This is a genomic window from Methylobacterium sp. 142-1Y, from assembly GCF_057747795.1.
Genome location: NZ_CM173224.1, coordinates 2,688,661 through 2,710,949, shown reverse-complemented (window position 1 = coordinate 2,710,949; position 22,289 = coordinate 2,688,661). Strand labels below are relative to the sequence as shown.

General features: G+C 68.1%; 19 protein-coding genes. 14 read left to right on the top strand and 5 right to left on the bottom strand.

The features are described from left to right. Nucleotides 1–69 precede the first annotated feature (69 nt). The 3 genes from AC3AOF_RS12290 to AC3AOF_RS12280 form a co-directional block, all read right to left on the bottom strand. Complete coding sequence (locus tag AC3AOF_RS12290; protein ID WP_488348677.1) at nucleotides 70–897, bottom strand: aldo/keto reductase; 828 nt, start codon at nucleotides 895–897, stop codon at nucleotides 70–72. Between the two features lie 175 nt (nucleotides 898–1,072). Continuing rightward, the gene (locus AC3AOF_RS12285) at nucleotides 1,073–2,287 is read right to left on the bottom strand and encodes an ABC transporter substrate-binding protein (protein WP_488348676.1); all 1,215 of its coding nucleotides are present in this window, start codon (nucleotides 2,285–2,287) and stop codon (nucleotides 1,073–1,075) included. Nucleotides 2,288–2,747: 460 nt separating this feature from the next. Further along, nucleotides 2,748–3,890: a patatin-like phospholipase family protein gene (locus AC3AOF_RS12280; protein ID WP_488348675.1), complete on the bottom strand. Its 1,143-nt coding sequence runs from the start codon at nucleotides 3,888–3,890 to the stop codon at nucleotides 2,748–2,750. 330 nt (nucleotides 3,891–4,220) lie between these two features. Between AC3AOF_RS12280 and ispG the strand changes: the two genes are divergently transcribed. The 6 genes from ispG (at nucleotide 4,221) to AC3AOF_RS12250 (ending at nucleotide 10,979) form a co-directional block, all read left to right on the top strand. Then, nucleotides 4,221–5,546, top strand: coding sequence for a flavodoxin-dependent (E)-4-hydroxy-3-methylbut-2-enyl-diphosphate synthase (ispG, locus tag AC3AOF_RS12275; protein WP_236990659.1), 1,326 nt, complete (start codon nucleotides 4,221–4,223; stop codon nucleotides 5,544–5,546). Between the two features lie 194 nt (nucleotides 5,547–5,740). Then, entirely contained in the window at nucleotides 5,741–7,711 is a 1,971-nt protein-coding gene (locus tag AC3AOF_RS12270; RefSeq protein ID WP_236990658.1) for a potassium transporter Kup, read from the top strand. A 6-nt stretch (nucleotides 7,712–7,717) separates the two neighbouring features. After that, nucleotides 7,718–8,953, top strand: coding sequence for a bifunctional phosphopantothenoylcysteine decarboxylase/phosphopantothenate--cysteine ligase CoaBC (gene coaBC, locus AC3AOF_RS12265; protein ID WP_488348674.1), 1,236 nt, complete (start codon nucleotides 7,718–7,720; stop codon nucleotides 8,951–8,953). A 79-nt stretch (nucleotides 8,954–9,032) separates the two neighbouring features. Then, on the top strand, nucleotides 9,033–9,239 hold the full coding sequence (locus tag AC3AOF_RS12260) for a hypothetical protein (protein WP_488348673.1): 207 nt from the start codon (nucleotides 9,033–9,035) through the stop codon (nucleotides 9,237–9,239). A gap of 102 nt (nucleotides 9,240–9,341) precedes the next feature. Beyond that, nucleotides 9,342–9,830, top strand: coding sequence for a cyanase (cynS, locus tag AC3AOF_RS12255; protein ID WP_488348672.1), 489 nt, complete (start codon nucleotides 9,342–9,344; stop codon nucleotides 9,828–9,830). A 327-nt stretch (nucleotides 9,831–10,157) separates the two neighbouring features. Then, nucleotides 10,158–10,979, top strand: a complete 822-nt coding sequence (locus AC3AOF_RS12250; protein WP_488348671.1) for a class I SAM-dependent methyltransferase — start codon at nucleotides 10,158–10,160, stop codon at nucleotides 10,977–10,979. A 162-nt stretch (nucleotides 10,980–11,141) separates the two neighbouring features. On the opposite strand, the gene AC3AOF_RS12245 is transcribed toward AC3AOF_RS12250, so the two are convergent. Together AC3AOF_RS12245 and AC3AOF_RS12240 are read right to left on the bottom strand one after the other, a co-directional pair. Further along, entirely contained in the window at nucleotides 11,142–12,257 is a 1,116-nt protein-coding gene (locus AC3AOF_RS12245; protein WP_488348670.1) for a hypothetical protein, read from the bottom strand. A gap of 154 nt (nucleotides 12,258–12,411) precedes the next feature. Next, nucleotides 12,412–13,830: a tetratricopeptide repeat protein gene (locus AC3AOF_RS12240; protein ID WP_488348669.1), complete on the bottom strand. Its 1,419-nt coding sequence runs from the start codon at nucleotides 13,828–13,830 to the stop codon at nucleotides 12,412–12,414. 324 nt (nucleotides 13,831–14,154) lie between these two features. Here AC3AOF_RS12240 and AC3AOF_RS12235 point away from each other — a divergent pair, with 324 nt between their 5' ends. The 8 genes from AC3AOF_RS12235 (at nucleotide 14,155) to rseP (ending at nucleotide 22,238) form a co-directional block, all read left to right on the top strand. Further along, the gene (locus tag AC3AOF_RS12235) at nucleotides 14,155–15,204 is read left to right on the top strand and encodes a 30S ribosomal protein S2 (RefSeq protein WP_236990651.1); all 1,050 of its coding nucleotides are present in this window, start codon (nucleotides 14,155–14,157) and stop codon (nucleotides 15,202–15,204) included. 145 nt (nucleotides 15,205–15,349) lie between these two features. Further along, nucleotides 15,350–16,273, top strand: a complete 924-nt coding sequence (tsf, locus tag AC3AOF_RS12230) for a translation elongation factor Ts (RefSeq protein ID WP_236990650.1) — start codon at nucleotides 15,350–15,352, stop codon at nucleotides 16,271–16,273. A gap of 225 nt (nucleotides 16,274–16,498) precedes the next feature. Further along, nucleotides 16,499–17,257 carry a UMP kinase gene (gene pyrH, locus AC3AOF_RS12225; protein WP_236990649.1) on the top strand — a complete coding sequence of 253 codons (759 nt, stop codon included), beginning with the start codon at nucleotides 16,499–16,501 and terminating at the stop codon, nucleotides 17,255–17,257. A gap of 170 nt (nucleotides 17,258–17,427) precedes the next feature. Continuing rightward, nucleotides 17,428–17,991 (top strand): ribosome recycling factor, encoded by a 564-nt coding sequence (gene frr / locus AC3AOF_RS12220; RefSeq protein WP_060848115.1) that lies wholly within the window; start codon nucleotides 17,428–17,430, stop codon nucleotides 17,989–17,991. 198 nt (nucleotides 17,992–18,189) lie between these two features. Continuing rightward, nucleotides 18,190–18,897, top strand: coding sequence for an isoprenyl transferase (locus tag AC3AOF_RS12215; protein WP_236992826.1), 708 nt, complete (start codon nucleotides 18,190–18,192; stop codon nucleotides 18,895–18,897). Continuing rightward, the gene (locus tag AC3AOF_RS12210; RefSeq protein WP_236990648.1) at nucleotides 18,897–19,760 is read left to right on the top strand and encodes a phosphatidate cytidylyltransferase; all 864 of its coding nucleotides are present in this window, start codon (nucleotides 18,897–18,899) and stop codon (nucleotides 19,758–19,760) included. The genes AC3AOF_RS12215 and AC3AOF_RS12210 overlap by 1 nt, the downstream gene beginning before the upstream one ends. Further along, nucleotides 19,757–20,920: a 1-deoxy-D-xylulose-5-phosphate reductoisomerase gene (gene dxr / locus AC3AOF_RS12205; RefSeq protein WP_236990647.1), complete on the top strand. Its 1,164-nt coding sequence runs from the start codon at nucleotides 19,757–19,759 to the stop codon at nucleotides 20,918–20,920. Before AC3AOF_RS12210 ends, dxr begins: the two co-directional genes overlap by 4 nt. Before the next feature lie 157 nt (nucleotides 20,921–21,077). Continuing rightward, the gene (gene rseP, locus AC3AOF_RS12200) at nucleotides 21,078–22,238 is read left to right on the top strand and encodes an RIP metalloprotease RseP (protein WP_236990646.1); all 1,161 of its coding nucleotides are present in this window, start codon (nucleotides 21,078–21,080) and stop codon (nucleotides 22,236–22,238) included. Nucleotides 22,239–22,289: the final 51 nt, after the last annotated feature.

The following is a 22,289-nucleotide window of genomic DNA, read 5'->3' as shown; positions in this document are numbered from 1 at the left end:
AAGGAGCCGTCATGCCCCGCAAGGAGCCGTCATGCCCCGCAAGGAGCCGTCATGCCCCGCAAGGAGCCGTCATGCCCCGAAGGTGTCCGGATCGGGCCCCATCCGCCCCGCCGGATCGTCGAGGGAAGCGAGGCGGGCGAGATCGTCGGCATCGAGGGCAAAATCCCCGATCTCCCGGTTCTCGCGGATGCGGGACGGCGTCGCCGATTTCGGGATCGCGACGGTGCCGCTCTGGAGGTGCCAGCGCAGGACGATCTGGGCCGGGCTGCGGCCATGCTTCTCGGCGATGGCCCGGATGGCGGGATCGTCGAGCACGCCGCCGCGGCCGAGCGGCGCCCAGGCCTCGGTGACGATGCCGGCCTCGGCGTGGAAGGCGCGCAACGCCGATTGCTGGAAGCGCGGATGCAGCTCGACCTGGTTGACCGAGGGCGTCGAGCCGGTGGCGTCGATCACGCGCGTGAGGTGCTCGACCGTGAAGTTGCAGACCCCGATCGAGCGGGCGCGGCCATCCTCGCGCAGGCGCATCAGGGCGCGCCAGGTGTCGACGTACGCGCCGCGCTGCGGCACCGGCCAGTGGACGAGGTAGAGATCGACATGATCGAGGCCGAGGCGGCCCAAGGATTCGTCGCAGGCGCGCAGGGTCTCGTCGAAACCATGGCGGTCGTTCCAGACCTTGGTGGCGACGAAGATCTCGTCCCGCTTCAGGCCGGAGGCGGCGATGGCGCGGCCGATCCCGGCCTCGTTGCCGTACATCGCCGCGGTGTCGATCGAGCGGTAGCCCGCCTCGAAGGCGGCGCTGACGATCGCCGGGGCCTCCTCGTCGGAGAGCCGCCACACGCCGAAGCCGAGCTGGGGGATGCGCTTCCCGTCATTGAGGGTCAGGACGGCGTCGGACATGGGCGGGGACCTCTCAGTCGGCCTGACGGATGGGCGAACCCCTGATCTGGGTCGGGCCCCGCCGATGTCGAGCGGTCGAAAGCGCCATCCGATCGCGTTGCCATCGGATGGCGTTCCAAGTCACTGATTTCTCGTCCGACGAACCGGCCTGCGCTTCGTTTGACGAGGCTCCCGGCTACTTCACCAGCGGGCAGCCGCCCTCGGCCATCGGCCGGAAGGCCTGGTCACCCGGCACGGTGGAGATCAGCTTGTAGTAATCGTACGGGCCCTTGCTGTCGGCCGGTGCCTTCACTTCGAACAGGAACAGGTCGTGCACGGCGCGGCCGTCCTGGCGGACCGTCACGGCGCCGAAGAGCGGGTCGTCGATCGGCTTCTCGCGCATCGCCGCCACCACCTTCTCGCCCTCGATGGTGCCGGTGTCGCGCACCGCCCGCAGGTAGGCCAGCGTCGAGGAATAGACGCCGGCATGGTTCTCGGTCGGCATGCGGCCGTTCATCCGCTCCCCGAAGCGCTTGGCGAAGGCGCGGGTGCCGTCGGTGCGGTCCCAGTAGAAGGCGCTGGCGAGCTGGAGCCCCTGCGCCGCCTTGAGGCCGAGCGCGTGGATGTCGGAGAGCTGCACGAACAATGCGGCGAGCCGCATCTCGGGCATCACCCCGAACTCCGCCGCCTGCTTGACGGCGTTGATCATGTCGGCGCCGGTATCGGCGAGCGCCAGGACCTGCGCGCCCGAGCCTTGCGCCGAGAGCAGCGGCGAGGCGAAGTCGCCGGCATTGAGCGGGTGCTTGCTCGATCCCTTCACGGTGCCGCCGGCGGCCTTCAGGGCCACGGTGGCGTCACGCTCGAGCGCGTGGCCGAGCGCGTAATCGACGGTGACGAAATACCAGGATTTCAGGCCGCGGCCGGCGATGGCGCGGGCGGTGGCCGAGCCTTGAGCCCAGGTATCCGAGACCCACTGCACGGTCGTCGGCGCGCAGGCCTTGCCGGTGAGGTCGGAGGTGAGTGCGCTCGAGGCCAGGGCGACCCGGTGACGCTCGCGCATCAGGTTGGAGACCGCCAGCGCGACCGCCGAGTTCGGAAGGTCGACGATGGTCGAGACGCCCTCCTGGTCGAGCCAGCGCCGGGCGGTGGCGAGCCCGATATCGGGCTTGTTCTGGTGGTCGGCCGAGACGACCTCGACCTTGAGCTCGCCGGCCTCCTTGGCGAAATCCTCGAGGGCGAGCTGGGCCGCGATCACCGAGCCGGTGCCCGCCTGGTCGGCGAAGGGCCCGCTCATGTCGCTGAGCACCCCGATCTTGATCGGCGCCTTGGTGTCCTGCGCGAGCGCGGGGGCACTCAAGGCCAGCGACAGGGCGAGGCCGGCGGCGCCGGCGACCGTTGAGCGGAACGACATCGAGGGGACCTCCCAGGGTATTTTTGTCAGAGCTTGTTCGCGGCCCGGACCGGCCGAGTCGCGCCCTGTATGTCAGGGGTGCGGGGCGGCGTCGATGCGGGAGCGCGCGGTGTGGTTGAGAAAGGTGGGGGTGCGAGGGGGCGCCTCTGCCGCGGTGGCGGGCAGTGCGAAACCCCGCGGCGGTGACGAGCGCGGGGTTCCCCTCTCCCCGCGGGCGGGGAGAGGGCTGTGTTCCCGTTCAGGGAACACAGCGAGCGGAGGCGAAAGCCGGAGCGAGGGTGAGGGGGTGTTTCCGAAGGAGCCACATCCGTTGACACCCCCTCACCCTCGCGGCGAACCTGCGGTTCGCTGCTCCCTGAGCCCCTTCGGAGCTCAGGCCTCTCCCCGCCCGCGGGGAGAGGGGGAACCCGCGCCATCCCTTTTCACAAGAACACTCACTCCACGGGCCGGGCACATCCCCTCAGGTATACATCGCCTTCAGGTCCAGGGTGCTCTCCCGCCCGATGGCATCGTAATTCTGTTCGAGCCACGCCTTGGCGGCCTCGCGGCCGGCATCGCGCAGATGGAGCAGGAACGGCCATTGCGCGCGCAGCCGCGAGGAGGCCGAGGCGTCGTCGAGGGCGCCGCCGCTGCCGTCGATACGGTGGAGAAGCACCGGCTTGTAGGCGTTCGAGCGCCCGAGGACGCCGTCCTCGATCAACCCGTCGATGAAGTCGATCGCCCGCAATTCCCGCATCAGGTTGCCGTTGAAGGTGATCTCGTTGAGGCGGTCGCGGATCTCGGCCGGGCTGCGGGGGGTCTCGCGGCGCTCGACCGGGTTGATCTGGACGAGAAGGATGTCGGGGGATCGAGAGCCCTGATAGAGGGGGTAGAGCGGCGGGTTGCCGAGATAGCCGCCGTCCCAGTGCGGCACGCCGTCGATCTCCACCGCCTGGAACACCGTCGGCAGGCAGGCCGAGGCCATCAGGTGGTCGATCGTGAGGTCCGGCCGCTCGAACACCGCCATCTTGCCGGTCCAGACGTTGGTGGCGGAGATGTACAGGTCGGCCGGCCCGTCGCGGCGTAACGCCTCGAAATCGACCGTGTCGGCGAGCGCCCGCTTCAGCGGATTGATGTTGAGGGGGTTCGACGTGTAGGGGCTGGCGACGGCGTTCCAGAACGCCCCGACCGGGGTCGCCTTCCAGAAGCTCAGCACCCCGTCGACGAAGGTCTGCTGCGCCCGCGGCAGGTCGGCATCGAGGCTGACCTCGCGCCAGAACGCCTCCAGGCGCTCGCGCGCGCCGTCGGGGCCGCCGCGCAGCCAGCCATCGACCATCACGACGGCGTTCATCGCGCCGGCGCTCGCTCCGGTCATCGCCTCGAAGGCGAGGCGGCCATCCTCGATCAGGGCGTCGAGCACGCCCCAGGTGAAGGCGCCGTGGGCACCGCCGCCCTGGAGCGCCAGGGCGATGGCCTTCTCGGCCCGGGGGCCGGCAAGGCCGCGGCCGAGAGGACCGGAGGAGGCATGCGGGCCGGGGGCCGCGTGGCCAAGGATCTCGGGAGACGCGTCGGGGATCGTCGCCCCGCCGGACTCAGCTTGCTGGGGTAGGATCATGTCGGTCATGCCGGGGATGTGGTGTGCTGCACTGCAAAAGCAAATGGTGCGCCGCAACGTCGCGCCGGCCGGCACAGCGTCATGCGCTTGACGCCGGCACGCGTCACCATCAGCTAAGACAACGGTGCCGGGTGGGGGTTCCCGGGAAGCGGTTTGGCAAGGATGTCGCGGCATTCCGAGCCGCATCCCGCGACCGGCCTGCCCGAGGCCGTCGGTCGGACCCGCGTTTCCGGGCGTGAACGAAGCGATTTCCACCGCGCCCGGAAATGCTCTAGACGGTTGTCACGCCGCGACTGAAGCGCCCCCGAGACTCTAGCGAACGACCCCCGAAGGTATCCGATGGAAGCCATGGAAGCCCTCGCCGCGACCGCCCCGGCGGACGCCGCTCCCGAGATCGCCGGCCCGAGCCCCCGGCACCGCACCGTCGGCGTCCGGATCGGCGAGGGCGAGGGCGCGGTGGTGATGGGCGGCGGCGCCCCCATCGTCGTGCAGTCGATGACCAACACCGACACCGCCGACATCGACGCCACGGTGGCGCAGGTGGCCGCCCTGGCCCGAGCCGGCTCCGAGGTCGTGCGCATCACCGTCGACCGCGACGAGGCGGCCTCCGCCGTGCCGAAGATCCGCGAGCGCCTGGACCGCATCGGCGTCCCCGTGCCGCTGGTCGGCGACTTCCACTATATCGGCCACAAGCTCCTGACCGACCATCCGGCCTGCGCCGAGGCGCTGGCCAAGTACCGGATCAACCCGGGCAATGTCGGCTTCAAGGAGAAGAAGGACCTCCAGTTCGGCACCATCGTCGAGCAGGCGGCCCGCTACGGCAAGGCGGTGCGGATCGGCGCCAACTGGGGCTCCCTCGACGAGGCGCTCCTCACCCACATGATGGACGAGAACGCCAATTCGGCGCGTCCCCGCGACGCCCGCGCGGTGATGCGCGAGGCGATGGTGCAATCCGCCCTGCTCTCCGCCGACCGGGCGGTGGAGATCGGCCTGCCGAAGGAGCGCATCGTGCTCTCGGCCAAGGTCTCGGCGGTGCAGGACCTGATCGCGGTCTACCGCGAGGTGGCGCGCCGCTCCGACTACGCCATCCATCTCGGCCTGACCGAGGCCGGCATGGGCACGAAGGGCATCGTGGCGGCCTCCGCGGCGATCGGCGTGCTGCTCCAGGAGGGCATCGGCGACACGATCCGCTACTCGCTCACCCCGGAGCCCGGCGGCGACCGCACCGTCGAGGTGAAGGTGGCGCAGGAACTGCTCCAGACGATGGGCTTCCGCACCTTCGTGCCGCTGGTCGCCGCCTGCCCGGGCTGCGGCCGCACCACCTCGACGGTGTTCCAGGAGCTCGCCCGCGACATCCAGAACTGGATCACCACCTCGATGCCCGAGTGGCGCAAGACCTATCCGGGGGTCGAGGGGCTGAACGTCGCCGTGATGGGCTGCATCGTCAACGGCCCGGGCGAGTCGAAGCATGCCGATATCGGCATCTCGCTGCCCGGCACCGGCGAGACCCCGACCGCCCCGGTCTTCATCGACGGCAAGAAGGCGATGACCCTGCGCGGCGCGACGCTGGCCAAGGATTTCGAGGGCATCGTGATCGACTACATCGAGCGGCGCTTCGGCCAAGGTACCAGGGAAGGATTGGGTCGCCGCAGCGCCGCCGAGTGAGGCGATCGACCGCCCGGGCCGGCTGACGAAGGGGCAGGCGCGGCGCCTTGCGCCCCTCCGGGCCCGTGCTACAATCTTGCCACATTCGGGCCCGGCGGACGCGCCGGGCCGGTTTAGGATTCGAGCCCGCCACCCTGCTCATCAGCGCGCTTGGCGGCAATCCCGGCCGCCCGCGGGCGCATCCCCGATCAGACATGACACAGTCAGCCGCACCCACGGACGGCCCCGCCGCGCCGCCCGACAGCCTCACCCCGCAGAGCGGCGGCCCGCCGACCAAGGCCGGCAGCGTCGACGAGGCCGAGGGCCACGGCCACGCCAAGGCGAGCTTCTGGACCCTGTTTCTCGGCTCGGTCGGCGTCGTCTACGGCGATATCGGCACGAGCCCGCTCTACGCGTTCCGCGAGGCGCTCACGCCCGGCCGGGCCGACGGCGTGCTCACCGGCGAGGAGGTCCTCGGCACCGTCTCGCTGCTGCTCTGGGCGCTCGTCCTCATCGTCACCATCAAGTACGTCCTGCTGCTCCTGCAGATGGACAACAAGGGCGAGGGCGGCATCCTCTCGCTGATGGCGCTCGCCCGCAAGGCGCTGGGCGGCTCGCACATCGTGTTCATGCTGGGCCTGTTCGGCGCCGCCCTGTTCTACGGCGACGCGATCATCACCCCGGCGATCTCGGTCCTGTCGGCGGTGGAGGGCCTGAAGCTCGTCACCCCCGCCCTCGACCATTACGTGCTGCCGATCACCATCGCGATCATCCTGCCGCTGTTCCTGGTCCAGAGCCGGGGCACCGCCCGGATGGCGACGTTCTTCGGCCCGATCATGCTGGTGTGGTTCTCGGTGCTGATGCTGGCAGCGCTGCCGCACATCGCCCGCACGCCGCAGGTGCTGTGGGCGCTCAATCCCTGGCACGCGGTGCATTACCTGCTCGGCCACGGCACCGGCGCGCTGGTGGCGCTCGGCGCGGTGTTCCTGGCGGTGACCGGGGCCGAGGCCCTGTTCGCCGATCTCGGCCATTTCGGCCGCCGGCCGATCCAGACCGCCTGGATCGTCCTCGTCGGGCCGGCGCTCGCGGTCAACTATCTCGGCCAGGCCGCCCTGGTGCTGGCCAACCCCGACACGACCGATCCGTTCTACCAGCTCGTCCCCGAATGGGGCCTGCTGCCGATGGTGCTGCTCGCCACCGCCGCCACCGTCATCGCCAGCCAGGCGGTGATCACCGGTGCCTTCTCGCTCTCGCGCCAGGCGGTGCAGCTGGGGCTGCTGCCGCGGCTCGAGATCCGCCACACCTCCGAGTCGCATTCGGGCCAGATCTACCTGCCGCAGATCAACACCCTGCTGATGATCGGCGTGGTGATCCTGGTGGTGCTGTTCCGCTCCTCCTCGGCGCTCGCCTCGGCCTACGGCATCGCCGTCACCGGCACGATGCTGATCACGGCCGGCCTCGCCTTCCTGGTGCTGTGGCGGGTGTGGAAATGGTCGCCGCTGGCTGCCGGCGCCGTGATGGTGCCGTTCATCGCCGTCGAATTGCTGTTCCTGGCCTCGAACCTGCTCAAGGTGTTCGAGGGCGGCTACATGCCCCTGCTGCTCGCCGGCTGCCTCGTGCTGCTGATGTGGACCTGGGTGCGCGGCGTCACCATCCTTTTCAACAAGACCCGCAAGACCGACGTGCCGCTGACCGAGCTCGTCGCGATGCTGGAGAAGAGCCCGCCGCACCACGTCCGCGGCACGGCGGTGTTCCTCACCAGCGATCCCGAGACCGCGCCGGCGGCCCTCCTGCACAACCTGAAGCACAACAAGGTGCTGCACGAGAAGAACGTCGTGCTCACCGTCAAGACCATCGACCTGCCGCGCCTCAACGACGCCGACCGGGTCCGGATCGAGCCGATGGGCCCGCATTTCTGGAAGGTCGTGATGAAGTTCGGCTACATGGAATCGCCGAACATCCCGAAGGGCCTGGCGCTCCTGCGCAAGCAGGGCTTCAAGTTCGACATCATGGCGACGTCGTTCTTCCTGTCGCGGCGCTCGATCCGCCCGGCGGCGCAGTCCGGCATGCCGCTGTGGCAGGACCGGGTGTTCATCACGCTCGCCCGCAACGCCAACGACGCGACGGACTTCTTCCAGATCCCGACCGGGCGCGTGGTCGAGGTCGGAACCCAGGTGACGGTGTAGCCGGGCATGGGCGCGCTCGACGGCAAACGGATCCTCCTCGTCATCGGGGGCGGCATCGCGGCCTACAAGTCGCTGGACCTGATCCGGCGCCTTCGCGAGCGCGGCGCGGCGGTGCGCTGCGTGCTCACCAAGGGCGCGCAGGAATTCGTCACGCCGCTCGCCGCCGCGTCCCTGTCCGGCCAGCGCGCCCATACCGACCTGTTCGACCGGGCCGACGAGGCCGATATCGGTCACATCAAGCTCGCCCGCGACGCAGACGCGGTGGTGGTGGCACCCGCCACCGCCAACACGCTGGCCCGCATGGCCGGCGGGCACGCGCCGGACCTCGCCTCGACGGTGCTGCTCGCCACGACCCTGCCGATCCTGATCGCACCGGCGATGAACGTGCGGATGTGGCTGCACCCGGCGACGCAGCGCAACCTCGCCCTGCTCGAGGGCGACGGCGTCCGGATAGTGGGGCCCAATACGGGGCGGATGGCCGAGGCCGAGACCGGTCCCGGCCGGATGGCCGAGCCGGACGAGATCGCCGACGCGGTGGCAGCCCTGCTGGCGGGGCCGCAGGAGGCCAGGCCTCAGAAGTCGACCCCCCTTTCGGGCCGCCACCTCCTCGTCACCTCCGGGCCGACCCACGAGCCGATCGATCCGGTGCGCTACCTCGCCAACCGCTCCTCGGGCAAGCAGGGCCATGCCATCGCCGCCGCCGCCGCCGAAGCCGGCGCCCGGGTGACCCTGGTCTCGGGTCCCGTGACCCTGCCCGATCCCCCGGGCGTCACGGTCGTGCGGATCGAGACCGCCCGCGAGATGCTGGCGGCGGTGGAGGCGGCGTTGCCCGCCGACATCGCGGTCTTTGCCGCCGCCGTCGCCGATTGGCGCCCGGCCGCCTTCGGGGACGAGAAGATCAAGAAGGGATCGGACGGCCCCCCTCCCCTCGCGCTCACCGAGAATCCCGACATCCTGGCGACCATCGCGCAGCGGCGCGAGGGGCGCCCGCCGCTGGTGGTGGGATTCGCCGCCGAGACCACCGACGTGATCGCCCATGCCCGGGCCAAGATCGCCCGCAAGGGCTGCGACCTCATCGTCGCCAACGACGTCTCGGCCGCGACCGGCGTGATGGGGGGCGACCGCAACAGCGTCCACCTGATCGGCCGCGACGGCGGCCTCGAGACCTGGCCGGTCCTGGCCAAGGACGAGGTGGCGCGCCGCCTCGTCGCGCGTCTCGCTGCCCTCGCGCCCTCTCCCTGAGGCAAGATATCGCCGGGAGCGATGGTTGGCGCGGGCGTGTCCGGCATTATCTCACCGCCTTCCCCGCCGGGAGGCCGCCTTGCCCACCATCCTCGTCGTCACGCTGATCTGCGCCTCCTCCCTGGCGGCGAAGGACTGCACCCGCGCCACAGCCCAGGACGTGATCACTCAGCCGGCTCATTCGCCACAGGAATGCATGCTGCTCGGCTCCGCCATGGCGGCTGGATCGGGCCGCGGCACCGAGGCCGGGACCTACGTGAAGACGTTGTGCGAGCAGCGGCGCTAGGGCATTCGGTCGCCTCCGCCCCGCTGGCACGCCCCTTGCCCCATCGCTACCGAGATCCGGTCGGCGATCGTCGTCCGGGTTCGGTCACCAGGGGGAGAGCCCATGAAGCGCGAAGATCTTACGGAAAAGCTGCTCGACATCAAGCGCGAGAAGGGCTGGACCTGGAAGCACATCCAGGACGAGATCGGCGGGATCTCGCCGATCCTGATCACCGCCGCCTGCCTCGGCCAGATGAAGCTGCCCAAAGCGCAGGCCGCCAAGGCCGCTGCGCTGTTCGGCCTCTCGGCGGCCGAGGAGCGGATGCTGAACGAGGCCCCCTATCGCGGCTCGATTCCCCAGATGCCGCCGACCGACCCGCTGATCTACCGCTTCTACGAATTGGTGATGGTCTACGGCACCACCTGGAAGGAGCTGATCCAGGAGGAATTCGGCGACGGCATCATGTCGGCCATCGACTTCAACATGACGATGGAGCGCGAGCCCAACAACAAGGGCGATCGGGTGAAGCTGCAGATGTCGGGTAAATTCCTGCCTTACAAGTATTACGGCAACGAGGAAGGCGTGGCCGAATACGGTTTCAAAGAAGAATGATCGACGCTCTGCCGGGATGGCGATAGCGCGCGGAAGGCATGTATCCGAGCATAGCCCACATCCCGGCAAGCATTTTTTTATTTTATATTTTATTTAATTATAGTTAAAATTTATAAACATGTATATAGACATCTGTCTTTCGTTTTATATCACAGAATTTATTATTCGTTCTCTCTCGCCAACGCGCGATGACTTTTTTACGCCACATTCCGCGATTGGCCCTTTACGTTGACAGCGCCCTTCGAATTCAATAAAAATCAGAAACGATCCCAATATTAAAAAAAACAATACAAGAGAGTTATTTATACTCTCAAACGGGGACATACGATGCGCAGTGAAATTTCTGCAGCACTTGTTTTGGAGACGCTCATTGCGGGCATTCTTCAAAGCGGCACCGGCTACGCCACGGATGGATCTTTCACAGCTCAGCTCGGCGACGTTGTCGACCAAGATAGCACTCTCATAAAAGCGCCTGAAGACATTTTACGCGCCATTGTTGCGCCGGACAGAAACTTGATACTCGATTTCGGCTGCGGCACCGGCGGATCCAGACGCTGGATCGAAAATCTTGGATATCTGTGGCGCGGCGTAAATTATCTGGAGGGCATGGCCGATCAGGTCAGAGACCAAGCCCTATCCGATGGGCGCATTGATTTTTATGACGGCCTCACTCTGCCCTACGAGAGAGAATCATTCGATGTTGTCTACTCATTTCAAGTCTTCGAGCATATCCAGGACATTGGAAAAACTTTCGGAGAGATCGAAAGGGTTTTGAAGCCGGGCGGAGCCTTGGTCGGTGCCGTCAGCTACCTTGAGCAGATCCATGATTATTCGACGTTCAATTTCACTCCGTACGGGCTGAAATTGGCCTGCCAGCGCGCCGGGTTGCGGCTCGAGAAGATCTATCCAAGTTACGACGTTTTTACCTGGATGGCGAGACGACTCCTCGTCGTGACGAGCGGCAGCGATGAAAATTCACTATCCGAAACGCTCAGAAGAGACAATAATATCGACCGCCTGTTCAAAGATTTCTCAGATCGAATGGGGCTTTCGGTCCGAGACGCCAACCTGTTTCGTCTTATGTTTTCCGCTCATATGACCTTCCACATCAGGAAGCCCGATCCACGTCAGGGCAGCGGCGCGCTGTAACCGCCCGTCCCGGGCCCCCACTCCATAGACTCTCCCGGGATGCCGGTTGACGCTCCCGGCAACCGGCGAGGTGTGCCTCTCATGGCCGTGGCAGCAGGCGCTGCATCGAGAAGGATACAGCGCCACCCGGCACAATCATCGGCCGTGGAACGACGAACGACGTCAGTTCGTGCTTCGGGCGAGGCTCTTAAATTCGTCGCCATGCTCTCTCATATGATCGACGAGCGACCTGCACATGTTATCCCGATAAAATTCGATGCGAGAAGCCCGGTCGAGCTCGACGAGAGTCAGAATATCGGAAATTTGCAATTTCGAATAAAACATATTCGATATCTTCGCCTGTCCGCTCATCGGAGCCTCCAGCGGCACCGTGCCGTCGGTGTGCTCGACGGGGATACCGGCATAGGGTTCGGCACTGACGACGGCATACGATTCGTCGAGACAGGGAACCTCCCGGTTGAACGAGGCCATCTTCATCCAAGGCTTGTCGACGCGGAAATGCAGGGCCTTCTGCAAGAAATGCCGGCCATACACCCACAGGTACGCTTCGGTGTCCAACTCGCAGTGATCGAAGCCGAGCAATGTACCGGACCGAAGCTTGATCCGAGATCCATTCTCGAAGATACCATACTCCATGCTCCGCAGAGAGGTTTGATAAACCTTTCGATTCGGAGCCTGATCGACAACGTTATCAATAAACAGGTATTTTTTGATATCGCGACCGCGCTGTATCTTTGCGCTCAGCAGGTCCAGTCTCTGCAACATCTCACCTGTCAAGCGTCGAACGATCGGCAGAATGAAGTGCGATGGATCGGATTCGATATAGATGCTGTCGCTCGTCAGAGCGTTCGACACGATGAACTCATTCAGCACATCACGGAACGAGACGAAGTTGATTCCGAATTCTCCACAGAGCGACCGATGCAGGAGCTCGATCGGATTCCCCGTCGTGAAGAACGGTTGGGCGCAGAAGCCAACGTAGACGTAGGTAACGCCGGCGGGCAAAGATCCATAGAACATCCTGGCAACCTGCCACAGGTAGCTCGGACAGCGTCCGCTGGCGAATTGCCACTGCTCGTTGACGAGGGAGTCGAAGAATACATAATCGTAGCTCTGAAAATCAACTCCTTCCATCAATCTGAACAATGCCAAAAAAGTTCCGGACGAGGCGCCGAGCGATAGATTGGTGACGTTCTCGGGTCCGAAGAACTCGTTGATGGCGTTCTTGAACCCTCCCTCCAACAAGCAATTCGACGTTCCGACGATCAGCGCCTTCATAGGGGATTTTCCGTCTCGTCTCGGTTCGTTGAGGCGCCACGGCCGGATCCGCGCGTCACTCTCTCGATCGCTTTGGATCGATGACCCGATCCAGGCCACCCGATCTTTGCGATGAGCGATCCAGCTTCACCACCATGCCGCGGTCGGCATATCCTCAGCCGATGCTCAGCTGTTCCAGCCCGGGCCGCGTCCGAGATCCCATCCACCCATCGGCGATCGACCCGACATCGAGCGCGACTCCTCCCGATTTCTTGATCCGGTCGCAGTAGAACTTCCCGAGCAGGCCTGCCGCCACGATGTAGAGCCTCCCGTCCAGGGGTCGGGACAGCGCATCCATGATCTGCGGGTAGCGCTCCGGCCAGTGGCTTCCCGCCACGGCTTCCTCGCTGAGGAGATGGCTGTGGCCCTTCTCGCCGGGCACGTGGTGATAGTCGACGGCCTTGTAACCCAGGACGGACTTCAACCGCTCCGGCAGGCCCGGATGACAGGAGATCAGGCCGATTTCCTTCTGGGACTGCATGATCTTGTAGAGCAGCTTCGTGTTGTGCAGCTCGACATGGATCATCTGCGTGCAGGTCGCGGCGTCGGGGCGGCGCTCGATCCGAAGCAGGTTGGTCAGCGACGAGATGCCGGTCACGCTCAGGATCGTATATTCGTGGCGTATCCAGTTCGGGTAGGGCATGCCGGCGACGTCGGCGTCGCGGATGACGTCCGTGATCCTGAAGGCTTCGCCGAGGAAGGGATGTTGCGTGGGATCGACCGTGTCGGCGAACCACACCCGGGCACGGTCGAGCCGATTCTGCACATAGAGATGCGCGTACTCGGCCTCGTCCTCGTTGCCGAGGAACGCGAACGCCCCTTCGCCGTCACCGGCGCGGACGAGGCTGAAGCCCGACCGGCTCTCGAGGGCCGCCGTGATCCGCTCCGCCAGCGTCCCGACCGAAATATGGGTCGGCGAGCGCTCGATCCGCTCGGCCATCCCGAGGGCCTGTATCCTGGGAAAGGCGGCGACGTAGCGCCCGAAGTCGTGAACGATGCGGATCTGCCGTTCCCACTCCGCGCGGTCTGGCCTTCCCTGGAGCGGGATGCGGTCGAGGCACGCCGATGCCTCGCCATGCGCCCCGAGGGCATGGAGGACCCGCGCCGCCATGAGGTTGGTTCGATCCTCGTGCGGATGATGGGCCAGGATCTGCCGCAGCACCTGCGCACATTCGATGTGGCTGCCCTCGTGCAGGAAGAGCACGGCCTTCTCGTATCTGGACGCGATGTCGGACGGAGCGATGGTGGCCATACGGTCGAAGAGCGCCAGCGCCTCCGCACGCAGGCCGGCGTCGCGCGCCAGGATCCCGATCTGCACGACCCGGGCGGCCGCGATCTCGTCGGCAGAGGCGAAGTTGGTGTAGAGGACCCGGCGCGCCACCTCGGCGAGCGCGGCCCTGTCGTGACGGGCTGCCTCTGCATCGCGCCAGAACTGAAACGTCATGAAAGCCGCCTGCCTCGCCTCGTAAGATGCTCGATGCTCACGCCCGGCTGTGGCCGGATCTCGGTCCGCGCGCGAGCAGCCGTGCGGCAACCGAATAGCCCAGACGCGCTCGCGCGAACAATGACGAATTGCAAAACCCCGGCGCCGACGGACGGCCGCACGGGGCCGACACTCTCCAGAATGCCACCATCGCGAGAGTAGCCTGCCGGGGATAGGGCTGCAATCTGCACCGGCCGCCGTCGCCCCGCTTCACCTTGCCATCCCACCCCCGATCGGATAAAGGCCCGCCCATCCCACACGCGGAGCCGGCCTCATGCCTGAATGAGGCGTTTCCGGTGGCCGGCCCTTTGGCACGTCAGCCTCTGGCGCCGGTCGCTTCCTCCGCGGCGGTGACAACCGGAGAGAACAAAGACCATGGCCCTTCCCGACTTCACCATGCGCCAGCTGCTCGAGGCCGGCTCGCACTTCGGCCACCAGGCGCACCGCTGGAACCCGAAGATGCAGTCGTACATCTTCGGCACCCGCAACAACATCCACATCATCGACCTCGCCCAGACCGTGCCGGCGCTCGCCCAGGCGCTGCAGGCGGTGAGCGACACCGTCGCCAAGGGCGGCCGGGTGCTGTTCGTCGGCACCAAGCGCCAGGCGGCCGACACCATCGCGGACGCGGCCAAGCGCTCGGCCCAGTACTACGTGAACTCGCGCTGGCTCGGCGGCACGCTGACCAACTGGAAGACCATCTCGGGCTCGATCCAGCGCCTGCGCAAGGTCGACGAGACCCTCTCCGGCGGCGGCCAGGGCCTCACCAAGAAGGAGCGCCTGATGCTGTCCCGCGAGAAGGACAAGCTCGAGAAGGCGCTCGGCGGCATCAAGGATATGGGCGGCGTGCCCGACCTGCTGTTCGTGATCGACACCAACAAGGAGCAGCTGGCGATCAAGGAGGCGAACCGCCTCAAGATCCCGGTGGCGGCCATCGTCGACACCAACTGCAACCCGGACGGCATCACCTACGTGGTCCCGGCCAACGACGATGCCGGCCGCGCCATCGCGCTCTACTGCGACCTCGTCGCCCGCGCGGCGATCGACGGCATCTCGCGCGGCCAGGGCGCGCTCGGCATCGACCTCGGCGAGTCCGAGGAGCCGATGGCCGAGGAGCTGCCGGCGCTCGCCAACGAGCCCGAGGTGGTCCCGGTCGACGTCACCGAGCCGTATGTCGGCGAGCCCTTCGAGCTGCTGGCCGCCCCCCGCGGCGCGCCGGACGACCTGACCAAGCTCACGGGCGTCGGCCCGCAGCTGGTGCAGAAGCTCAACGACGCCGGCATCTACCACTACTGGCAGATCGCCGCGATGTCCGCCGACGACATCGCCAAGGTCGACGGCGAGCTGAAGCTCAACGGCCGCTTCGAGCGCGACGGCTGGGTGAACCAGGCCCGCGGCTTCGTCGAGGCCGCCGCGGCCGCCTAACGCCGGCACGGATCGCATGCGGGGCGCGTTGTCCCGCGGACCTGACATTTCAAAGCCCGGCGCCGCCACGGCGCCGGGTTCCCTTTATCCGCCGACCGGCGCCGCCGATGAGTGGCGCCGGGGCGCCAATCGAGAGGATCCCACGATGGCCAACATCACGGCAGCGATGGTCAAGGAGCTGCGCGAGAAGACCGGCGCGGGCATGATGGACTGCAAGTCGGCCCTCAACGAGACCGCCGGCGACCTCGAGGCGGCCGTGGACTGGCTGCGCAAGAAGGGCCTCGCCAAGGCGGCCAAGAAGGCCGGCCGCGTCGCCGCCGAGGGCCTGGTCGCGGTCGAGTCCGCCGGCCACCACGCCGCGGTGCTCGAGGTGAACTCCGAGACCGACTTCGTTGCCCGCAACGACGGCTTCCAGGCCTTCGTCCGCGAGGCCGCCAAGCTGGCGCTCACCGCCGGCGACAACATCGAGACCCTCGAGGCCGCCAAGTTCCCGGGCGCCGAGACCACGGTGAAGGACAAGCTGCAGGAGCTGATCGCCACCATCGGCGAGAACATGACGCTTCGCCGCGTCGCCAAGCTCTCGGTCGAGAAGGGCGTGATCGCGTCCTACGTCCACGGCCAGGTCTCCGAGGGTCTCGGCAAGATCGGCGTGCTCGTGGCCCTCGAATCGGCCGGCGACGTGACCGTCCTCAGCCAGCTCGGCCGCCAGATCGCCATGCACGTCGCGGCGACCAACCCGGTCGCGCTCGACGCCTCGGGCGTCGATGCCGCCACGGTCGAGCGCGAGAGCAACATCCTGCGCGAGAAGAACGCCGGCAAGCCGGACCACGTGCTGGCCAAGATCGTCGAGAGCGGCCTGAAGAGCTACTACAAGGAGGTCACCCTCCTCGATCAGCCCTTCGTCCACGACTCGTCGAAGACCGTCTCGCAGGTGCTCAAGGAGTCCGAGGGCAAGGCCGGCGGCCCGGTGAAGCTCACCGGCTTCGTCCGCTATGCGCTCGGCGAGGGCATCGAGAAGGAAGAGGCCCCGGACTTCGCCGCCGAGGTCGCGGCGGCCGCCAAGGGCTGATCGCCTCAAGGGCGGATCGCCCGACTCGCGCGTAACGTGAAGGTCGAGAGAGGGGGACCCGCCCGGCGGGTCCCCCTTTTTCGTGCCCGCGTCCCAGCGCCCGGCCCCTGCCGATTCCGGCGGGCCGGCGCCTCGACGGGCCGGGAACGACAGGCTAGAACCCGGCCGACTCGTAACGACACCTGACGCCGACAGCCGTCCCCGCGGGCGGCCAGAGGAGCGCCCATGCCCGAACTTCCGTCGTCGGACCAGCCTCTGCCCGAGCAAGGCTCGACCCGCTTCCGCCGCGTGCTGGTGAAGCTCTCCGGCGAGGCGCTGGCCGCGCCCGACGGCTACTGGCTGCACCCGCCGACCCTCGCCTCGCTCGCCGACGATATTGTCCAGGCGGTGGAGAAGGGCTTCCAGATCGCGCTCGTGGTCGGCGGCGGCAACGTGATCCGCGGCGCCCGGGTCTCGGCGGCGGGCTGGATCGACCGGGCCACCGGCGACTCGCTCGGCATGATGGCGACGGTGATGAACTCGCTGGCGCTGGAAACGGCGCTGAACGCCGCCGGCGTCACCGCCCGCACCATGTCGGCGGTGTCGATGCCGACGATCTGCGAGACCTATGCCCGCCAGCCCGCCCTGCACCACCTCGACAAGGGCCAGGTCGTGGTGCTGGCCGGCGGTACCGGCAACCCGTACTTCACCACCGACACCGCCGCGGTGCTGCGCGCCGCCGAGCTGAAATGCGACGCGGTGCTGAAGGCGACGCAGGTCGACGGGGTCTATTCCGCCGATCCGAAGACCAACCCGGACGCCGTGCGCTACGAGCGCCTGAGCCACGACGAGGCGATCGCCCGCGATCTCAAGGTGATGGACACCGCCGCCTTCGCGCTCGCCCGCGACGGCGGCCTGCCGCTGATCGTCGGCTCGGTCCACGCGCCGAGCTCGGTGACGGCGATCCTCACCGGTGCGGCACGCTCCACTCTGGTGGCACCGTAAGGCGCCGATCCCAGTAACGGTGGCGCCGCAAGGCGCCGAACCCGGACGATCGCCGCTCGTAACGATTTGCGGCAGGTCGGGTTTTGGTTCATTGAAGCCGGATCAGGGCGGCCCCGGCACGGGCGCGCCCTCACTCCCATTCTCCTCCAGACGCCTCGGGACGCGCAGGAATGGCCACACCCTCCTTCGACCTCAACGACATCAAGCGGCGCATGCAGGGCGCGATCAATTCCCTGAAGCACGATCTCGGCTCGCTGCGCACCGGCCGCGCCACGCCCTCGCTCCTCGACCCGATCCAGGTCGACGCCTACGGCGCCGCGATGTCGATGGCGCAGGTCGCCACCATCAGCGTGCCGGAGCCGCGCCTCCTCAGCGTCTCGGTCTGGGACCGCGGCATGGTGGCGGCGGTCGAGAAGGCGATCCGCGAATCCGACCTCGGCCTCAACCCGATGACCGAAGGCCAGACCATCCGCCTGCGCATCCCCGAGATGAACGAGCAGCGCCGCAAGGAGATGGTCAAGGTCGCGCACAAATACGCCGAGGAGGCCCGCGTGGCGGTCCGCCACGTCCGCCGCGACGGCCTCGATCTCCTGAAGAAGCTCGAGAAGGACGGCGCGATCAGCCAGGACGACGAGAAGCGCCAGGCCGACCAGGTGCAGAAGGCGACCGACCAGCACATCGCCGAGGTCGACCAGACCCTGGCCTCCAAGGAGAAGGAGATCATGCAGGTCTGAGATCCAGGCCGGCATGACGGACAAGAGCGCGTGGGGAGCGCGGAGCCGCAGGGCGGCTCCGCCGGGGTCGGGGCCAGCATGGCAGGCGACAGCGAGACGGTGACCCTGCTGGGGGCAGGCCAGGGCCAGGATTCCTTGGACCAGGGCCGTTCGGCGCCCTGCCCCACTCCGGCCGGCGGCATCGCCCCGCCCGGGGCGATGCCGCGCCACGTCGCCATCATCATGGACGGCAACGGCCGCTGGGCCGCGCGCCGCGGGCTGCCGCGGGTCGAGGGCCACCGCCGCGGGGTCGAGGCGGTGCGCCGCGCCGTGCGCTCGGCGATCGACCTCAGAATCCCCTACCTCACGATCTACAGCTTCTCCTCGGAGAACTGGCGACGGCCCGCCGCCGAGGTGGCGGACCTGATGGGCCTGCTCAAGTTGTTCGTGCGCCGCGACCTCGCCGACCTGCACGCCAACGGCGTGCGGGTGCGGATCATCGGCGAGCGCGACGGCCTGCCGGGCGACATCGCCGGCCTCCTGCGCGAGGCCGAGGAGCGCACCGCCCGCAACACCAAGCTGACCCTGGTGGTGGCGTTCAACTATGGCGGGCGCCAGGAGATCCTGCGCGCCGTGCAGACGCTTGCCCGGGCGGTCGCCGAGGGACGCCTCTCACCCGACGCGATCGACGCCGCGGCGCTGACGGGCGCCCTCGACACCGACGGTATTCCCGATCCCGACCTCGTCATCCGCACCTCCGGCGAGCAGCGGGTCTCGAACTTCCTGACCTGGCAGACCGCCTATTCCGAATTCGTGTTCGTGCCGGATTTCTGGCCGGACTTCGACCACGCCACCTTCCTCGCCGCGATCGGCGAGTTCCAGAGCCGCGACCGCCGCTTCGGCGGCCTCAGCGCCCGGGCGGGGTGATGGCGGACGATCGTCTGAAAGCCCCCGGGACGGGCCGCCCGGCCTGGCCCGCGACGGAACTCGGCGCCCGCACGGTCTCCGGTATCGTCCTCGGTCTCCTGGTGCTCGGCGCGACGCTGAACGGCGGCTGGATCTTCGCGGTGGTCTGGTTCCTCGCCGGTCTCGCGGTGGTGGGCGAGTGGCTCGCCATCACCCGCACCGCGCCGCACCGGCCGCTGCTCGCCATCGCCGGGCTCGTGCTCCTCGGCGTGGTGGCGGGGTCACGGCTTCCGGTATCCACGGCCTGGCTCGCGGCTGCGACCGTTCTCGGCCTCGTTCTCCTCGCGCTCCTCGCCCGGCCGGCCTCGGGGCGGATCTGGGCACCCGCGAGCCTCGCCTGCGCCCTCGTCGTCGCCCTGGTGCCGGTGCTCCTGCGCGACGATCCCCGGATCGGGCTCGCCGGGCCGCTCTGGCTGTTCGGCGTGGTCTGGACGACCGACATCGCCGCCTACTTCACCGGCCGGTCGCTCGGCGGGCCGAAGCTGTGGCCCGCGGTGAGCCCGAAGAAGACCTGGTCGGGCTTCTGCGGCGGGCTCGTCGGCGCGACGATCGTCGGCGGCGCGGTGGCGGCCGGCGCGCGCCATCTCGGCGCCACCGAGGCCCTGTCGCTGCCGCTGGCCTGCGCGTTGTCGGCACTCGCCTCGGTGATGAGCCAGGGCGGCGACCTCGCCGAATCGGCCCTCAAGCGCGCCTACGGCGCCAAGGATTCCGGCCGCCTGATCCCGGGCCATGGCGGCGTGATGGACCGCCTCGACGGCTTCTTCGCCGTGGCCCTCCTCGCCGGCCTCCTGCTCGTCGGCCTCACTCTCACGGGACAGCCATGACCCTCACCGTTTCCGTCCTGGGGGCCACCGGCTCGATCGGGCGCTCCACCGCCGACCTGCTCGACCAGCACCGCGACCGGTTCCGGGTCGGCGCCGTGGCGGGCGGCCGCGACGCGCAGGCGCTGGCCCGCGTCGCCCGCGAGCTGAACGCCGAATTCGCCGCGATCGCCGATCCCGACGGCTTGCCGGCTTTGCGCGACGCGCTCGGCGGCTCCGGCATCGCCTGCGGCGCCGGCCCCTCGGCGGTGATCGAGGCGGCAACGCGCGAGGCCGACCTCGTGGTGGCTGCGGTGAGCGGGGCGGCGGGCCTCGCGCCCACCTGCGCGGCGATCCGCCAGGGCCGCACCGTGGCGCTCGCCAACAAGGAGAGCCTGGTCTGCGCCGGCGACGCCTTCATGCGCGACGCCAAGACATACGGCGCCCGCCTCCTGCCGATGGATTCCGAGCACAACGCGCTTGAGCAGTCGATCGGCACCGGCCGGATCGACGACATCACCCGGATGACCATCACCGCCTCAGGGGGACCGTTCCGGACCGCGACCCGCGAGCGGATCGCGGCTGCGAGCGCGGCGGATGCCGCCGCCCACCCGACCTGGTCGATGGGCATGAAGATCAACATCGACTCGGCCACCCTGATGAACAAGGGGCTGGAGCTGATCGAGGCCCATCACCTGTTCGGCATCGAGGCCGAGCGGCTCGACGCGGTGGTGCATCCGCAATCGATCGTCCACGCCCTCGTGACCTGGCGCGACGGCGCGGTGACGGCCGGGCTCTACGTCCCCGACATGCGAGTCCCGATCTCGCATTGCCTGGGCCTGGGCGACCGCCTGTCGATCGCCCGCGGCAAACCCCTCGACCTCGCGGCGGTCGGCAGCCTCACCTTCGAGCGCCCGGACGAGGAGCGCTTCCCCTGCCTGCGCATCGCCAAGGCCGCGCTCGCGGCGGGCGGCGCCCAGCCGACGGTGATGAACGCGGCGAACGAGATCGCGGTCGCGGCCTTCATCGCCGAAAAAATCCGCTTCTACGACATCGCCGCCCTGGTCGAGCGGGCCTGCGAGCATTTCGCATCGCGCTTTCCGTCGGCGCCGGCCGATGTCGAGGAGGCGCTCGCCATCGACGCCGAGGTGCGGCTTTGGAGCGAGGCGGCCCTCGCCGCGTGAGCGCCACCAAGGCAATCCATTCACAGGCCTTCCGTCAAGGTAACGCACGATCGTTTCGTGCTCTGTTCCCGTGCCCCCGGACTCTGTATGGTGCGGGATCGGCAAGGCGGCCGCGAAGCGGGCCAGGGAGGGCCCGCCGCGCCGCATCGAGGTGACCATGGATCTGCTCAACGTCGTCGGCGGTGCGACGACGAACCTGCTCGGCTACATCGTGCCGTTCCTGTTCGTCCTCACCGTCGTGGTGTTCATCCACGAGATGGGCCATTTCCTGGTCGGGCGGTGGTGCGGCGTCGGGGTGACCAGCTTCTCGATCGGCTTCGGGCCCGAGCTCGTCGGCTTCAACGACCGCCGCGGCACCCGCTGGAAGATCTCGGCGATCCCGCTCGGCGGCTACGTCAAGTTCGTCGGCGACATGAACGGTGCCAGCGTGCCGGATCCGGACGCGATGGCGCGGATGAACCCGGCCGACCACGCGATCAGCTTCCACGCCCAGAACGTCTGGAAGCGGGTCGCCATCGTGGCGGCGGGGCCGATCGCGAACTTCCTCCTCGCCATCGCGGTCTTCGCCGGCGCCGTCTACGCCACCGGCCGCTACGAGGTGGCGCCCCGGGTCTCGGCGGTGCAGGCGGGCAGCGCGGCCGAGCGCGCCGGCTTCCAGCCCGGCGACGTGGTGCTGACGATCAACGGCAGCGTCGTGCACAACTTCGCCGACATGCAGCGCACCGTCTCGGGCGCCGCCGGCGACCCGCTCGACTTCACCGTGGAGCGCGGCGGCGTCACGACGCCGCTCACAGCGACCCCGGACGTCTACGAGGACAAGACCCCGTTCGGGACCCAGCGCATCGGGCGTCTCGGCATCCAGGGGCCGCGCGACGCCGCCGACGTCAAGCTCGTGCGCTACGGCGCGCTCGATTCGCTGAAGATCGGCGTCACCGAGACCTACTTCGTCGTCGACCGCACCTTCAACTACATCGGCAAGCTGATCACCGGCCGCGAATCGGCCGACCAGCTCTCGGGCCCGATGGGCATCGCCCGGGTCTCGGGGCAGGCCGCCAAGGTCGGCGGCATCGGGGCGCTCGTCGGGCTGATCGCGGTCCTGTCGGTGTCGATCGGCCTCATCAACCTCTTCCCGGTGCCGATGCTCGATGGCGGCCACCTGATGTTCTACGCCGTCGAGATCGTGCGCGGCCGCCCCCTGAGCGAGCGGGCGCAGGAGATCGGCTTTCGCATCGGCCTCGCCCTCGTGCTGATGCTGATGCTGTTCGCGACCTGGAACGACATCCTGCATATCGGCGCCGCCTTCAACCGCGGCACCTGACGCGCGGGAAAACCCTGTTCCGGCAAAGAGGGCCGCCCGCTCGCGCGGGCG

What these genes read in the sequence shown, in the direction of transcription:
- AC3AOF_RS12270 (WP_236990658.1), top strand. Translation starts at nt 5,741, where the DNA reads ATGACACAGTCAGCCGCACCCACGGACGGCCCCGCCGCGCCGCCCGAC.
- ispG (WP_236990659.1), top strand. Translation starts at nt 4,221, where the DNA reads ATGGAAGCCATGGAAGCCCTCGCCGCGACCGCCCCGGCGGACGCCGCT.
- frr (WP_060848115.1), top strand. Translation starts at nt 17,428, where the DNA reads ATGGCCACACCCTCCTTCGACCTCAACGACATCAAGCGGCGCATGCAG.
- coaBC (WP_488348674.1), top strand. Translation starts at nt 7,718, where the DNA reads ATGGGCGCGCTCGACGGCAAACGGATCCTCCTCGTCATCGGGGGCGGC.
- dxr (WP_236990647.1), top strand. Translation starts at nt 19,757, where the DNA reads ATGACCCTCACCGTTTCCGTCCTGGGGGCCACCGGCTCGATCGGGCGC.
- cynS (WP_488348672.1), top strand. Translation starts at nt 9,342, where the DNA reads ATGAAGCGCGAAGATCTTACGGAAAAGCTGCTCGACATCAAGCGCGAG.
- pyrH (WP_236990649.1), top strand. Translation starts at nt 16,499, where the DNA reads ATGCCCGAACTTCCGTCGTCGGACCAGCCTCTGCCCGAGCAAGGCTCG.
- AC3AOF_RS12245 (WP_488348670.1), bottom strand. Translation starts at nt 12,257, where the DNA reads ATGAAGGCGCTGATCGTCGGAACGTCGAATTGCTTGTTGGAGGGAGGG.
- AC3AOF_RS12210 (WP_236990648.1), top strand. Translation starts at nt 18,897, where the DNA reads ATGGCGGACGATCGTCTGAAAGCCCCCGGGACGGGCCGCCCGGCCTGG.
- tsf (WP_236990650.1), top strand. Translation starts at nt 15,350, where the DNA reads ATGGCCAACATCACGGCAGCGATGGTCAAGGAGCTGCGCGAGAAGACC.
- AC3AOF_RS12250 (WP_488348671.1), top strand. Translation starts at nt 10,158, where the DNA reads ATGCGCAGTGAAATTTCTGCAGCACTTGTTTTGGAGACGCTCATTGCG.
- AC3AOF_RS12215 (WP_236992826.1), top strand. Translation starts at nt 18,190, where the DNA reads ATGCCGCGCCACGTCGCCATCATCATGGACGGCAACGGCCGCTGGGCC.
- rseP (WP_236990646.1), top strand. Translation starts at nt 21,078, where the DNA reads ATGGATCTGCTCAACGTCGTCGGCGGTGCGACGACGAACCTGCTCGGC.
- AC3AOF_RS12235 (WP_236990651.1), top strand. Translation starts at nt 14,155, where the DNA reads ATGGCCCTTCCCGACTTCACCATGCGCCAGCTGCTCGAGGCCGGCTCG.
- AC3AOF_RS12290 (WP_488348677.1), bottom strand. Translation starts at nt 897, where the DNA reads ATGTCCGACGCCGTCCTGACCCTCAATGACGGGAAGCGCATCCCCCAG.
- AC3AOF_RS12280 (WP_488348675.1), bottom strand. Translation starts at nt 3,890, where the DNA reads ATGACCGACATGATCCTACCCCAGCAAGCTGAGTCCGGCGGGGCGACG.
- AC3AOF_RS12285 (WP_488348676.1), bottom strand. Translation starts at nt 2,287, where the DNA reads ATGTCGTTCCGCTCAACGGTCGCCGGCGCCGCCGGCCTCGCCCTGTCG.